At 37.3% G+C, this 13,332-nt stretch carries 11 protein-coding genes; 7 read left to right on the forward strand and 4 right to left on the reverse strand.

The window, feature by feature from the left end:
* The first annotated feature begins 126 nt into the window (after nucleotides 1-126).
* On the forward strand, nucleotides 127-1,485 hold the full coding sequence (locus tag DRF65_RS06145) for an acyl-CoA dehydrogenase family protein (RefSeq protein ID WP_115969795.1): 1,359 nt from the start codon (nucleotides 127-129) through the stop codon (nucleotides 1,483-1,485).
* Between the two features lie 59 nt (nucleotides 1,486-1,544).
* On the opposite strand, the gene DRF65_RS06150 is transcribed toward DRF65_RS06145, so the two are convergent.
* Nucleotides 1,545-1,922 (reverse strand): MauE/DoxX family redox-associated membrane protein, encoded by a 378-nt coding sequence (locus DRF65_RS06150; protein ID WP_115969797.1) that lies wholly within the window; start codon nucleotides 1,920-1,922, stop codon nucleotides 1,545-1,547.
* A gap of 154 nt (nucleotides 1,923-2,076) precedes the next feature.
* On the opposite strand from DRF65_RS06150, the gene DRF65_RS06155 reads away from it, so the two are divergent.
* The gene (locus DRF65_RS06155) at nucleotides 2,077-2,331 is read left to right on the forward strand and encodes a bacteriocin-like protein (RefSeq protein ID WP_115969799.1); all 255 of its coding nucleotides are present in this window, start codon (nucleotides 2,077-2,079) and stop codon (nucleotides 2,329-2,331) included.
* Nucleotides 2,332-2,422: 91 nt separating this feature from the next.
* Here the strand turns inward: DRF65_RS06155 and DRF65_RS06160 are convergent, their stop codons facing one another.
* Together DRF65_RS06160 and lon are read right to left on the reverse strand one after the other, a co-directional pair.
* Entirely contained in the window at nucleotides 2,423-3,535 is a 1,113-nt protein-coding gene (locus tag DRF65_RS06160; RefSeq protein WP_115969801.1) for an AI-2E family transporter, read from the reverse strand.
* Between the two features lie 185 nt (nucleotides 3,536-3,720).
* Nucleotides 3,721-6,126 (reverse strand): endopeptidase La, encoded by a 2,406-nt coding sequence (gene lon / locus DRF65_RS06165; RefSeq protein WP_115969804.1) that lies wholly within the window; start codon nucleotides 6,124-6,126, stop codon nucleotides 3,721-3,723.
* A gap of 260 nt (nucleotides 6,127-6,386) precedes the next feature.
* Between lon and DRF65_RS06170 the strand changes: the two genes are divergently transcribed.
* From DRF65_RS06170 to DRF65_RS06190, 5 genes are all read left to right on the forward strand, one after another.
* Nucleotides 6,387-8,540 (forward strand): peptidylprolyl isomerase, encoded by a 2,154-nt coding sequence (locus DRF65_RS06170; protein ID WP_115969806.1) that lies wholly within the window; start codon nucleotides 6,387-6,389, stop codon nucleotides 8,538-8,540.
* Between the two features lie 128 nt (nucleotides 8,541-8,668).
* Nucleotides 8,669-9,619, forward strand: a complete 951-nt coding sequence (locus tag DRF65_RS06175) for an MlaD family protein (protein WP_115969808.1) — start codon at nucleotides 8,669-8,671, stop codon at nucleotides 9,617-9,619.
* 8 nt (nucleotides 9,620-9,627) lie between these two features.
* A complete protein-coding gene (locus DRF65_RS06180; protein WP_115969810.1) occupies nucleotides 9,628-10,959 on the forward strand; it encodes a (Fe-S)-binding protein in 1,332 nt (443 codons plus the stop codon).
* A gap of 86 nt (nucleotides 10,960-11,045) precedes the next feature.
* The gene (locus DRF65_RS06185; protein ID WP_115970023.1) at nucleotides 11,046-11,831 is read left to right on the forward strand and encodes a (Fe-S)-binding protein; all 786 of its coding nucleotides are present in this window, start codon (nucleotides 11,046-11,048) and stop codon (nucleotides 11,829-11,831) included.
* Between the two features lie 102 nt (nucleotides 11,832-11,933).
* Nucleotides 11,934-12,425 (forward strand): hypothetical protein, encoded by a 492-nt coding sequence (locus DRF65_RS06190; protein WP_115969812.1) that lies wholly within the window; start codon nucleotides 11,934-11,936, stop codon nucleotides 12,423-12,425.
* A gap of 80 nt (nucleotides 12,426-12,505) precedes the next feature.
* Here DRF65_RS06190 and DRF65_RS06195 read toward each other — a convergent pair whose 3' ends face one another.
* Complete coding sequence (locus DRF65_RS06195) at nucleotides 12,506-13,315, reverse strand: class I SAM-dependent methyltransferase (protein WP_115969814.1); 810 nt, start codon at nucleotides 13,313-13,315, stop codon at nucleotides 12,506-12,508.
* Between the last annotated feature and the right edge of the window lie 17 nt (nucleotides 13,316-13,332).

Here is a 13,332-nt window from a genome sequence, read left to right on the forward strand (position 1 = left end):
TAAAGAGAATATTCTGTTTTAAATTACTGAATATTAATACTTTGTAAAACAACATGAAGGGATGGGGTTTGCTTTCGGAGTAATTTTTGCTTATCTTTTTACAAACCAAAATCACAATATATCATTATGTCAAATACCTTTTCTAAAATCAGGAATGCAATAGGACTGTTCACGTCTATAGATTTTGATCAGCTAAGTGCTATTTCCCAAAAAGTAGATCTACCGAAGTTGATGCACAATTTTTCGAAACTGGATGATAAACAGCTTTCCGGGCTCATGAAAATGCTTGATCCGGATAAGAAAAAGAAAGAACTTCCTCCCATTGATGGAGATTTTTACGATATCTACCATACTTTAACTCCTGAACAGAGGGAAATTCAGCTGAAAGTAAGAGCTTTTATGGAAAAAGAAGTTAAGCCTTTGGTCAATCACTACTGGCTTAGGGATGAGTTTCCTTTCGAACTGATTCCGAAATTTCAAAAGCTGGATATATGCGGAGTAACCTATGAAGGATATGGCTGTCCGGGAATGCCTTTTCTGATGGAAGGGGTTATTGCCATGGAAATGGCAAGGATTGATGCTTCTATTGCAACATTTTTTGGGGTGCAATCAGGGTTGGCAATGGGTTCTATTTATATATGTGGCTCAGAAGAACAAAAACAAAAATGGCTTCCGCAGATGCAGAAGTTTGAAAAAATTGGTGCCTTTGGACTGACCGAACCTGAAGTGGGCTCCGGAGCTGCAGGCGGCCTTACCGTAACTTGTAAGAAAACAGATGAAGGTTGGGTTTTAAATGGTCAGAAAAAATGGATCGGAAATGCAACGTTTGCAGATCTTATCATTATTTGGGCAAGAGATTTGGATAGTGGAGAAGTAAAAGGATTTATTGTAGAGAAAGATAATCCGGGATATTCTGTAGAGAAAATCAAGGGAAAGATGGCATTACGTATTGTTCAGAATGGTTTGATTACCCTGAAAGACTGTATTGTTACTGAGGAAAACCGTTTACAGAACGCCAATTCTTTCAAAGATACCGGAAAAGTACTTCGGATGACAAGGGCTGGAGTAGCCTGGATGGCAACCGGATGTGCAAGAGGAGCTTATGAAAGTGCCTTAGCATATACCCGGACAAGAGAGCAGTTTGGGAAACCTATCGCTTCATTTCAGATGATTCAGGGGCATCTGGTGGAAATGTTATCCAATCTTACCGCCATGCAGACCATGGTCTTCAGGCTGTCTGAGATGCAGGATGAAGGAATTTTAAAAGATGAACATGCTTCATTAGCTAAAGTTTTCTGTACCTTAAGAACGCGGGATATTGTTTCCAGAGCAAGAGAAGTGATGGGTGGAAACGGTATTCTCCTGGAATATGACGTTGCCCGTTTTGTAGCAGATGCCGAAGCTATTTACTCTTATGAAGGGACAAAGGAAATCAACTCGCTCATCGTGGGACGATCGATTACGGGATTCAGTGCTTTTATATAAAGTGACGGATAAAAGGCAATGGCTAATATCAACCGCTGTTATCCGTGGGTTTTCATTTACTATCCGACAAGGTTTTTATATTTCTCTCTGTTGTCAATCAATATCCAGATATTAATCAGGAATAGTATTCCGGAAATGCAAATGCCTGTAGTCGAAGGATCTCTGTATACATTATGAATCAAAATCCCCGTCAGTACAGGCAGAATAATGATGGCACCCAGAGCTCTTGTTTTTGGAAAAATAAATAATAGTCCCCCTATTATTTCTACAACTCCTACCAAAGGTAATAGCCAGCCAATTTCTCCGAATGCTGCATACAGCTTCATTTGTGTTTCAGTGAGTTGAGGAACTGGGTTGTAATGAAAGAACTTGTCTAATCCTGCATTGATAAACATGATCCCAAATAAAATACAGATGATGAGTTTAATGATTTTCATAATAAATATTTTATATCAAATGTAGAATAAAAATATAATTCTATTATGATTTTAAGAATTAAAAATAATATTGTTTGTGTTAATGGTAGGTTAATGTGGGATTTTGCATCATTTTATTATTTATATTTGAGTATAATCCAAACTCATAATTATTATGTTGAAAAATCTTAAAAAATTAAACCGCACAGATTTAAAAAAAATTCAGGGTGGGATTGGTATTGAAAAATGTGATATAGGACCAATAGGTTGTCCATGTAAAATTCCTCCTGGTGATCCGTGTTTAGGAGGAGGCTCCGGAGGAGGTCCGGTTAATCCTAGTTTAGGATACTGTCCGGATAATCAGTCTTATATTCCATGTGAAGAATCCTGTCCAAGTGGAATGAGGCCACTTTGCGCTCTTATTATGTAAAGGAAACAAAAATAAACAAGGCTGCTTTTTAAAGCAGCCTTAGTTTTATTAAGTATTTGATTTTCTATTACTCATTACTTATCACCAATATCTAATCCATCTCCTTCAAAGTAATATTCTTTGAAATCTTGTAGCTTTTCTTCTTTTTGTTCGGTTTTTCCTCCTCTCCGAGTAACCTTCCCCATGGTTTTAGGTCATCCACTCTTTCGCAGATGATTTTAATAATTGCAATAGCCGGGATACACAGAAACATTCCGGCAATTCCCCAAAGATGTTCCCCTAAAAGAATCCCTATAAAAGAAAATAAAGCATTGATCTTTACTTTTGAACCTACTACAAACGGTAAAACAATATTTCCGTCCACTGCATGCACTGCAATATATCCCATGGCTACGTAAATGCAGGTAGACGGAGTAGAAGTGGCAAATGCTATAAAGCAGGAAATTAAAAGGGAAATGAAAATTCCCAAATAAGGGATAACATTTAACAAACCGGTCAGAACAGCTAAAAGGATTGCATATTTTACTCCTAAAACGGTAAGAACAATAGAGGTAAGGACAGATACAATGATAACCTGAAGAAAAAGCCCGAAAATATACTTTTTGGTCATTACCCGGATCTCATTTACCGCTTCCTGAACACTTGCTTTATGTCTTTCACTGAAAACGGTAACAATAAAATTATTTAAAAGCCTTCTGTAATTTAAAATAAAGATAAAAAACAGGGTAAAGAATATAATAAATCCAAATCCCGTTGAAAAGATTCCAAAAGTAAAACCTAGGATCGCTCCCGAAGAAGATAAAAGCTTATTCAGTCCCTGATTGAAATAATCTACCTGTTCATCCACTTTTACGTTGAATGTTTTTGAGATCCAATGCTGTAAATTATTAAAAACGGTGGTAAATTGTTCTCTTAGATGCGGAAGATCCTTGCTGAAATCAGACAATTGATTGGTGAAGAAATAGATGATTCCAGCCAAAATCATCAGCATAATGAAAACTGATGTCATGGTTGATATAGATCTTGGTAGCCTTAGTTTTCTTTCCATGAAAGTAGCCGCCGGTAAAAATAGCATAGCCATCAGAAATGCCAGAAAAAAAGGTGCTAAAATAGTTTGTCCCAATGCTAAAAGATAACCAAGGCCAATGATGGAAATCACAACAAGGGTAAGCTTGACAAGGAAAGGAAGTCTAAGAAAGTTCATAATCTAAAATCTGCAGTGTGGAATAAAAATAAGAAAAACCCACCGAACTAAAGAACTTTTTATTCAAACAGTGTGGATTTTTCTTTCTGCGTATCAAATTTCATTCCCAAAATCTTTCTGTAAAAGCAGGAACACGCTCTGATTACCAGAACGTGTTCCTTATTGAGAAGTTGATATATTACTGTTTAATCTTCAATGGCGATGTCAATAACTTCTTCCATTCTGTTGACATAGTGTACTTTCAGATTCTTTAAATAATCTTTCTTGATTTCTTCTACATCTTTTCTGTTCGCTTCGCAAAGAATAACATCTTTTACCCCGGCTCTGGTTGCAGCAAGAAGCTTTTCCTTAATTCCGCCTACAGGAAGTACTTTTCCTCGTAAAGTAATCTCTCCTGTCATAGCCAAGTGAGGTTTTATCTTTTTGTTTTTAAAAGAAGAAACCATTGATGTCAGCATCGCAATACCGGCGGAAGGGCCATCCTTAGGAGTAGCTCCTTCAGGAACGTGAACGTGGATGTTTTTCTTATCCAGATCTTCCTGGGCAATTCCCAATTCATCATGTTTAGCCTTAATATATTCCAAAGCAATCGTTGCAGACTCTTTCATTACAGTTCCCAGATTTCCGGTCATTGTTAAAGCTCCCTTTCCGTTGCTCAGAATACTTTCAATATATAAAATGTCACCTCCTACACTCGTCCAGGCCAATCCTGTTACTACACCAGGAACCCCGGTAATTTCAGATAAGCTTTTCGGTCTCGGTACACCTAAAATCTCATCTACTTTTTCCAGTGAAATCTTTGGATCATACTCTTTTACCAGAGCGGTCTGCAATGCTACCCATCTGGCAACAGAAGCAATTCTTTTTTCTAAAGTTCTTACACCGCTTTCAGAAGTATGTGCCTCAATAATATGTTTCAGTTCCGGATTTCCAAGTTTGAATGATTTGGTATCCAGACCGTTTTCTTCCTGCTGTTTCTTAATTAGGTGTCTTTTAGCGATCTCAATCTTTTCTTCCAGTGTATATCCTGCAATCTGAATGATTTCTGTTCTGTCCAGAAGTGGTGTCTGAATCGTTGAAAGTGAGTTTGCTGTTGCGATAAACATTACTTTAGACAGGTCATACCCCATTTCAAGGAAGTTGTCATAGAAAGATTTATTCTGTTCAGGATCAAGGACTTCTAACAATGCAGAGCTTGGGTCTCCGTGAAGTCCCTGTGCGATTTTATCAATCTCATCCAGAACAATCACCGGATTAGAGGTTCCGGACTTTTTGATAGACTGAAGAATTCTCCCAGCCATGGCTCCGATATAGGTCTTTCTGTGTCCACGTATTTCACTTTCATCATGAAGACCACCTAAAGATAACCTTACATATTTTCTTCCTAAAGCATCAGCAATCGATTTACCTAAAGATGTTTTACCTACTCCCGGAGGGCCTACCAATAAAAGGATAGGAGACTTCATGTTGTTTTTCAGCTTTAAAACAGCCATATGCTCCAGAATTCTTTTCTTAATATCTTCAAGCCCGAAATGTGCTTTATCCAATACTTTTTCGGCCTTAGCAATATCAAAAACATCTTTGGTATAAGTTTCCCACGGAAGATCTGTAAAGAAATCAAGATAATTTCTCTGTACATTATAGTCCGGAGAATTAGGGTTCTGACGTTGTAATCTGCCTATTTCTTTCTGGAAATGATCTTCCACTTCCTGGTTCCACTTTTTTGTTCTTGCCTTAGCAATAAGATCTGCTATGTCACTTTCAGGTCCGCCTCCCAGCTCTTCCTGTATCGTTCTGATCTGTTGGTTCAGAAAATATTCTCTTTGTTGCTTGTCAAGATCTTTTGAAGTTTTCTGATGGATCTGATTTCTCAATTCCAGTTTTCTGAAATCCTCGTGCATCATTTCATAGCACTTGTTAGCTCTTTCCATCAGGCTTTTCTCCTCAAGTAGCTTTTGCTTTTCCAGGGATGGGAAACTTGCGTTGGTGCAGATGAAATTCAGCAGGTCATCATTATTATTGATGTTTTTGATTGCAAAATTAGCAGCATTGGGAATATTCGGATCCAGCTCAATAATCTTTAAAGCCAGTTCTTTAACGTTTTCTAATAATGCTTCATATTCCTCCTGATTTTTAGGCTTGTTGTCCTTTAATTTTGTTATTTCAGCTTTAAAATAAGGTTGATTATCAATGATTTTCTTGATTTTAAATCTGTGGAACCCTTTCGTAATTGCCGTAATGTTGCCTTCAGGAAGTTTTATAATTTTAATAATCTTCGCTAATGTACCGGTTGTATAAATATCCTTTTCTGTGGGCTGTTCCAGATCTGAATTCCTCTGGCTTACAATTCCAATGAAATCTCCGTTTTTCTGTGCCTCCTCAAGAAGTTGTATCGATGTTTTTCTCCCAGCAGTAATAGGAATTACCACATTAGGAAACATTACCATATTTCTTACAGGAAGTATCGGGAATATTTTCTGTTCGGAATTCTTTTCAGTCTCCCCAAAGTCGGAAAGATTGATTTCTTCAGTAACAATATCGAAACCGTCGCTGATCATTTCTTCTAAACTTATATCTTCAAATTCTGTCATAATGGATCGAATGACAAATTGTCATTTTCGTTTTTAATCGTTAAATGGATTTTTTATAATATGCGCTGAAAACGTGTGGTATATTATAATGTACTAGAATGCACAATACTTATGCCATTTGTTTTTTGCTAAAAAATATGGTCAAAATTTCCTTTTTTAGATAATCTTTTGGATTTAAAATTAAAATAAAGAACTTCTGCTTCTCTAATTTCTTAAAAATGTGTATTTTCGCAAACTGATAAAAAACTATAATTTATAAAATGGCAATTTTAGGACAGATTAGGAGTAAGCCTTGGCTTTTAATGGGAGTAATAGCCTTAGCGCTTTTGGCGTTCTTGGTGAACCCAGACAGTATCGATAAGGTTTTTGGTAAGAATCCTGACATTTTAGGAAAAGTAAATGGTGAGAAAATCACCCGCGAAGAGTTCAATGATCAGCTTTTCGTGTTGCAGCAACAGGCTGAACAACAGGGTCGTCCAAAGAACGGTCTTGAAGAACAGGCTTGGCAGTTACTTGTTCAATCTAAACTTATCAAGCAGCAGTTTGAGAAATTGGGCTTTGAAATGACTGATGATTATTTCTGGAATCAAATCCAGTATGATCAAATGTTCGCTCAAAATCAACAGTTCTTTGATGAGAAAGGGAACTTTAAAACTAAAGACCTTCAAAAACAAGTTGAAACAATACAGAACACTGACCCTCAGGGATATGCTCAATGGTTGAAAACCAGAAAATCAATTGAGTACAGACTGATGGCAAGACAGGTGTTTACCAATGTTTCAGCGGGTATTACTACCGGTAAGAAAGAAGCTGAAGAATTGATGAAAGAGAGAGATCAGCTTGCTGACATCGACTTTGTAAAGGTAGACTATGCAGCTTACCTTCAGAAAACAAAGATCAATGTTACTACTGAAGATCTTGCTAACTACATCAAGCAGCACCCGGTATTGTTCAAAGCTGAGCCTAGCAGAAACTTAGGTGTTGTGTTTTTCCCTTCCAAACCAAGTGCAGCAGATGATGCAGCCGCTTTAAAGGAAATTACAAAACTATACTCAGGAGGTACAGATGCTAGTGGAGGTACAGAAAACTTCCAGAATACAAAGAATGACTCTATGTTTGTAATGGCAAACTCAGATTCACCTTTCAATCCTCAGTATGTAAAACCTACACAATTGCCTGCTACGATACAAGGTCAGATTGCAACAGCTGCGGTAGGACAGACTTTCGGACCATATAAAGAACAAAATTTCTATGTAGTTTCTAAACTTGTAGGGAAGAAAACCTCAGATTCTACATTGTCAAGACATATTCTGATCGCTTTCAAAGGAAGCCCTGCAGGAGAAGGAGTAACAAGATCTAAAGAGCAGGCTAAGAAATTGGCAGACTCTATTGGAGCGATCGTAAAAGCAACACCAGCTAAATTTACAGAGTTCCTTAAGCTTTCTAATGATCCAAGCTCTGCTGCACAGGGAGGTAGCCTTGGTTGGACAACTCCGGAAACGCCTTTTGTTCCAGAATTCCTTACATATCTTGCAAACAATCCTAAAGGAGCAACAGGTGTTGTGGAAACTCAGTTTGGGTACCATATCATCAATATTGAAGATAAAAAGTCCGGATCAATGGGATATAAGGTGGCAAATCTTGTAAAAGAGATCAAACCTTCAGATGCTACAGAAGCTGAAACAGATAAAAACTCTAGAAAATTCATTCAGCAGGTACAAGGGAAATCTTTCAATGATTTTGTGAACATTGCTAAGAAAGGAAACTTCCAGTTTACTAATCCTAAGGCTGCGAAGAGATTCGAAGGACAGCTTCAGGGCTTAGGTACTGAAAAAGACGGTGATATTCTTACTTGGGCTTTTGATAAGAAAAGATCTAAAGGAGATACAGAATTGTTCAATGTAGACGGAACAGGAGACAAAATCGTAGTATTCCTGAACGGAAAACAGGAAGCGGGTCTTGCCGATCCTGAATCTGTAAGAGACCAGATTGAAGTAATTGTTAAAAATAAACTGGCTGCAAAACAAATTTCTGATAAAATTGCGGCAGCAAAAGCATCAGGTTTAGATCAGATTGCTACTATGTTTGCTGCAACAAAACAATCGGCTCAGGTAAATATGCTGAATCCTTCAGTAGCTGGAGCTATGGAACCTAAAGTTGCCGGTGCTGCATTTGGTGTTGCAAAAGGTAAGCTTTCTAAACCAGTTGAAGGAGGAACAGGAGTTTATGTACTGATTAAAAAATCAGAAACAGTAAACAAACAACCTGGTGATGTTAAGCAGTTCACTGAGTCTATTTCTCAGAGAAATGCAGGAATGTTCGGACAGGCTTGGTTGAAGAGTCTTCAGGATAACGCAGATATCCAGGACTACAGAATTGAGATCTGGGGTAAGCTGGGAAATCAGCAACAATAAGAGATTCACATCTATCAATATAAAAGCGACAATTTTTTTGTCGCTTTTTTTTGTATTTAACGCAGAATAATAAAGGAAAAGATTTATTTAAAATGTACTATATTTGCTTATTAGAAAAAAATTAGCAAGTGAAGTTCAGTAAAGAATTAAAAGCTGGTGTGATTGCACTTCTAGCTATCGTAGGCTTTGTGGTGTTGTTTCAATTTATGAAAGGGAAAAGCCTTTTTACTACCGACAATATATTTTATGCAAAATATGACAATGTAGAAGGTCTTGCACAGTCTTCGGCAGTGTCTATTAACGGTCTTAAAGTAGGACAGGTTGATAAGATTATACCTCAGACAGCGAAAGACGGTAAGATCAGTTTTGTTGTAAAGATTACGGTTGATAATAAATTTGAATTTTCAAAAAACTCAACACTGGAAATTTTTGAACCGGGATTAATGTCCGGTAAAGAAATGAGAGTAAACCTAATGTATGGCGGAGTTACAGCAAAAGATGGAGATACTCTGAAAGGAGCTTTCAAGCTGGGAACGCTGGGAAGTCTTTCTTCTCAGGTAGGTCCGGTGAAAGATCAATTGCAGGTGGTTCTCCACAGAGTAGATTCTCTAATGGCGAATGCCAATCTGCTTGTTGATGCACAAAACAGAGCTGAAGTAAAAGCTCTATTATCCAACCTTAACAAAACAGTAGGCGCATTACAAACAACTGCAGGAAATGTAAATAATCTTGTAGGTCATAACGATCCAAAATTACAGAAAGTATTGGATGATGCCAGCCTTACTATGCAAAGTGGAAAGGTTACTCTGGATAAATACGGAAATCTTGCACAAAGCATTGACACGAAGCAATTGAACACAACGATTGCCAACCTGGATGCTACTGTAGGAAAACTGAATCAGGTGATTGGCGGAATAGATAAAGGAGAGGGTAGCTTAGGTAAGCTGATGAAGGATGAACAGCTATACAATAATCTGAATTCAGCATCTTCTAATTTGAATTCTTTGATTGAAGATATGAAAGCGAATCCTAAGAGATATATCAATTTCTCAGTTTTCGGTAAAAACAATAAAGACTAATACGCCTTATGCAGTACATCGATAACATTATTTTCCTGATTTTATTAGTGGCCGGATTTGGATTGTTTGCCAAAAGCCTGCTGAAGATCTATAGAAATATCAGACTTGGTCACGAAATCAATAGAAACGATAGAAAATCTGAACGCTGGAGTACCATGGCTAGAGTAGCTATGGGACAGAGTAAGATGGTAAAACGCCCTGTAGCGGGGATTCTACACCTTTTCGTGTATGTTGGTTTTGTTATTATCAATATAGAACTTATTGAGATTATTGTTGATGGACTGTTTGGAACGCACCGTTTCCTAGCTTCAGTTTTCGGGAATGGATTCTATAGTTTCTTTACGGCGACATTAGAAATTCTGGCACTTCTTGTTGTAATTGGGGTAGTCGTGTTTTTCATCAGAAGAAACTTTTATGGTGTGAAGAGATTAACCATGAAAGAACTTTTCGGATGGCCAAAGCAGGATGCCAACTGGATTCTTATCATTGAGTTTGCCTTAATGATGGCCTTCTTTAAAATGAATGCCGCTGACTGGGTACTACAACAGAGAGGTGTATTGGAAGAGCTTGGAAGCTTCCCGATCAGCTCAACGCTTCTGGGACCTGTTTTCAGTAATTTCGGTGACGGATTTTTACATTTTACAGAAAAAGGGGCCTGGTGGTTCCACTTTGTAGGGATTCTTTTCTTCATGAATTATCTGTATTATTCAAAACATTTACACATTATTTTAGCTTTCCCAAGTACTTGGTATGCTAATCTTGATAAAAAAGGAAAATTCAATAACCTTGATTCAGTAACAAAGGAAATCAAATTGATGATGGATCCTAATGCTGACCCTTATGCTGCCCCGGCAGAAGGAGCTGAAGCTGATGTTCCTTCTAAATTTGGAGCTGAAGATATTTTTGACCTTAACCAGGTACAGTTACTGAACGCCTATTCCTGTACAGAATGCGGACGCTGTACTTCGGTTTGTCCTGCTAATGTTACAGGTAAAAAACTGTCTCCGAGACTGATCCTGATGAAGACCAGAGACAGATTGGAAGAAGTAGGAAAAAATATCGATAAAAACGGAAAATTTGTAGACGACGGCAAAAAGCTGTTGAATGACTATATCACTAAAGAGGAACTTTGGGCCTGTACCACATGTAATGCATGTACAGAAGCCTGTCCGGTATTATTGGATCCGCTTTCCATCATTTTTGAAATGAGGAGGTTCCTGGTAATGGAACAGTCTGCTGCTCCACAGGAACTGAATCTGATGATGACGAACGTTGAAAATAATGCTGCACCTTGGCAGTATAATCAGGCAGACCGTCTGAACTGGGCTTCAGAAAATTAAAAACTAATCAATTTGAAAATTTGAAAATTGGTTAAAGCTAACTCATTTTCAAATTTCCAGATTCTCACATTTTCAAATTGGAAGAAATGGATTTCAATATAAAAACAATGGCAGAATATGCTGCCGAAGGAAAATCCCCGGAAGTTTTATTTTGGGTTGGATGTGCCGGAAGTTTTGATGACCGTGCCAAAAAAATTACAAAAGCATTTTGCAAGATATTAAATAAAATAGGTGTTGAGTTTGCTGTTTTAGGACAGGAAGAAAGCTGCACCGGAGATCCTGCAAAAAGAGCCGGAAACGAATTCGTTTTTCAGATGATGGCGCTTACCAATATTGAAGTATTGAATGCTTACGAGGTAAAAAAGATCGTAACAGCATGTCCACATTGCTTTAATACCCTTAAAAATGAATATCCTAGTCTTGGAGGGCATTTTGATGTAGTTCACCACACTCAGTTCCTTAAAACTTTAATGGAAGAAGGAAGGCTGAAGATTGAAGGCGGAGCATTCAAAGGAAAGAAAATCACATTCCATGATCCTTGTTACCTTGGACGTGCCAATGATGAATATGAAGCGCCAAGAATGCTTCTTGAGAAACTGGATGCTGAGCTTGTAGAAATGAAGCGTTGCAAAACAAACGGTCTTTGTTGTGGAGCAGGTGGAGCACAGATGTTTAAGGAGCCGGAAAAAGGAAATAAAGATATCAATATTGAAAGAACAGAAGAAGCTTTGTCTTTTGAGCCTAAAGTAATTGCTACAGGATGTCCATTCTGTAATACAATGATGACGGATGGTGTGAAGCATTTCAATAAAAATACAGAAGTTGCCGTAAAAGATATTGTGGAACTTCTTGCAGAGGCAGAGGATTTATAAGCTTACATTTAAAATATAAATGGAAACTCAGGCTTTGGCCTGGGTTTTATGCTTTATAAACTCAGGAATATTTCTTAATTTTATACTTTAAATTGAGCAGCAATGAAAATTGAAGAATCAACCGTTGTAGAAACGAACGACTATAGAGTCATTATATACCCGGCATCAAGGCCATTTGAAACTAAAGAGGCAAAGGCTATCACAGAAAAACTATTTGATTTTCTGGCTACCTGGGCAGCCCATGGAAAGCCACTTTCATCATCCTTTAAAATTGAAAAAAATCAATTTATTATTATATGTGTAGATGAAGAGAAAGAAATGGCTTCAGGATGCAGCATTGATGCTTTAGGTAAGATCATGAGAGAACTTGATGAAGAGTATCAACTGGGATTATTCGATAGAATGAAAGCCAGTTTTGTGGAAAATGGAGAAGTGAAAACCTTGAAACTTCTCGATTTTAAGAACAAATTAAAAAATGGTGAATTGTCAAAAGACATTCAGGTTTTTGACTTTTCTAAAAATACTTATCTGGACTTTTTAAGCCATTTTCTTCTTCCATTGGAGAAAAGCTGGGCTGGAAGTTATATCAGCTAAATATTTTATCAGATTATTAAGGATGGCTTTTGCCATCCTTTTTTATTATTTCGAAAAGATAGATGATGATGTATTCCCTGCTAAGAAGAGAATTCTTCCGAATGAATTTTTACGTTGAAAACTTTTGAAGGGATGGCCATATCATCAAAAGGAGTTGTAGGAAATTTTCCTTTGATAAAAATAGCACACATAGTATTCTGAGGATGGTAAAGATATCCGTGATTTTCCTTTCCCACCCCATCCAGAATAGCCTGGAAAACCTCATAACGGATTTTTCGCGGACTGTAGGCGTAGTCATGCCAGACAACGATAGAGTTTTCATGCAAAAGGTTTTCAAAAACTTTTTTCGTGTCATTTAAAACCATCTCATAGCTATGATCTCCATCAATAAAAACCAGGTCGTATTTTTTGTTTAAAGCACTGAAATCAAAAAATTTTGTATTGGCTTCAAGGTGGATTATTTGGGGATTCTTTTGTGAAAGAATACCATGTTGATCAGCGTATTTTACATTGAGCCCCATTTCTTTCATCTCTTCTTTAGACAAATTGATAGTGGTACAGTCTTCCACATGTTTAGCCACATTATAGACACTTTCTCCACGCCATGTACCAATCTCAATATAAGAATTGATATCATCTCTCATAGAAAGCGTTTTAAGAAGTTGTAAATCAGTGATTAAAGAACCTCCGTCCAGAATGAAGGTGTCAATATCTCCGGCAATTTCTTTCCCAAGAAGTTTTAAATCTATCTGTGGTAAAGAAGAAATTTCTGTATATTTCTTTTTAAACTTTTTTTCTGATTCAAATGAGCTATCCAGAACAAGGTTGATTAAGCTTGGGGTTTCAAGAATAGTTCGGATAAAAGACAGAAATTTATTAACTTTAGCCATTTGTTTGCGGGGATGTA

The sequence above is a fragment of the Chryseobacterium pennae genome (assembly GCF_003385515.1).
In the GTDB taxonomy this organism is placed as follows: domain Bacteria; phylum Bacteroidota; class Bacteroidia; order Flavobacteriales; family Weeksellaceae; genus Chryseobacterium; species Chryseobacterium pennae.

Excerpts from the sequence above, each read along its gene's own strand:
- DRF65_RS06145 (WP_115969795.1), top strand. The coding sequence starts at position 127 with ATGTCAAATACCTTTTCTAAAATCAGGAATGCAATAGGACTGTTCACG.
- DRF65_RS06150 (WP_115969797.1), bottom strand. The coding sequence starts at position 1,922 with ATGAAAATCATTAAACTCATCATCTGTATTTTATTTGGGATCATGTTT.
- DRF65_RS06155 (WP_115969799.1), top strand. The coding sequence starts at position 2,077 with ATGTTGAAAAATCTTAAAAAATTAAACCGCACAGATTTAAAAAAAATT.
- DRF65_RS06160 (WP_115969801.1), bottom strand. The coding sequence starts at position 3,535 with ATGAACTTTCTTAGACTTCCTTTCCTTGTCAAGCTTACCCTTGTTGTG.
- lon (WP_115969804.1), bottom strand. The coding sequence starts at position 6,126 with ATGACAGAATTTGAAGATATAAGTTTAGAAGAAATGATCAGCGACGGT.
- DRF65_RS06170 (WP_115969806.1), top strand. The coding sequence starts at position 6,387 with ATGGCAATTTTAGGACAGATTAGGAGTAAGCCTTGGCTTTTAATGGGA.
- DRF65_RS06180 (WP_115969810.1), top strand. The coding sequence starts at position 9,628 with ATGCAGTACATCGATAACATTATTTTCCTGATTTTATTAGTGGCCGGA.
- DRF65_RS06185 (WP_115970023.1), top strand. The coding sequence starts at position 11,046 with ATGGATTTCAATATAAAAACAATGGCAGAATATGCTGCCGAAGGAAAA.
- DRF65_RS06190 (WP_115969812.1), top strand. The coding sequence starts at position 11,934 with ATGAAAATTGAAGAATCAACCGTTGTAGAAACGAACGACTATAGAGTC.
- DRF65_RS06195 (WP_115969814.1), bottom strand. The coding sequence starts at position 13,315 with ATGGCTAAAGTTAATAAATTTCTGTCTTTTATCCGAACTATTCTTGAA.